A 701-nucleotide genomic window follows, 5' to 3' on the forward strand; every position below is an offset into this window, starting at 1 on the left:
TTGAGGGCCTCACCCATGCACAGGCCGGACATGCCGGCACCGACGATCGCCACGCTGGGCCAGGTGGAGCGTTGCATGGTCACCTCTCCAGATGTAGTAGAAGACGTCGCGGTCCGTGCACAGTCGGGTTGTCGTGCCATACCACGGGGCCGAGGGTATGGATTCTTCGCACGCGCGGCAGCAATTCTTCAAGCACCACACGAGTTTCCAGCCGGGCGAGCTTCGCGCCCAGGCAATGGTGAATGCCGCTGCCGAAACCGAGGTGGTCGCCTGCGTTGCGGCCGATGTCGAACACGTCGGGGTCGGGGTACTTTCGCGGGTCGCGGTTGGCCGCAGCGAACAGCAGCAGCACCCGCGATCCGGCAGGAATGGTGGTCGATCCGACGGTGTAGTCGGCCGCGGCCATCCGGTAGAGGTGCTGAACCGGGGAACTCCATCGGACCGCTTCCTCGATCGCTGAATCGATCAGCGCAGGGTCTGCCCGCAGCCGCTGGTAGCCGGTGGGGTTTTCCGCGAGCGCCACCAACAGCGAGCCGATCAGGTTGGTGGTGGTCTCATTTCCCGCGACGAGCAGCATCAGCGACAGCCAAAACAATTCCTGGTCGGTGACCGTCCCGCCGTCGCGGGAGACGAGCATTGCACTGATGATGTCGTCGCCTGGGTACCGGCGCAGGTGGGCGAACACCGTGCGCAGGTAGCGG

1 protein-coding gene is annotated in these 701 nt (G+C 65.0%); it reads right to left on the reverse strand.

The window, feature by feature from the left end:
- Positions 1 to 79: 79 nt before the first annotated feature.
- The coding region (locus F6Q13_RS18810) for a cytochrome P450 (protein ID WP_293059753.1) at positions 80 to 701 on the reverse strand (622 nt) is incomplete at its 5' end.

This window comes from Mycobacterium sp. (assembly GCF_008709575.1).
Lineage (GTDB): Bacteria > Actinomycetota > Actinomycetes > Mycobacteriales > Mycobacteriaceae > Mycobacterium.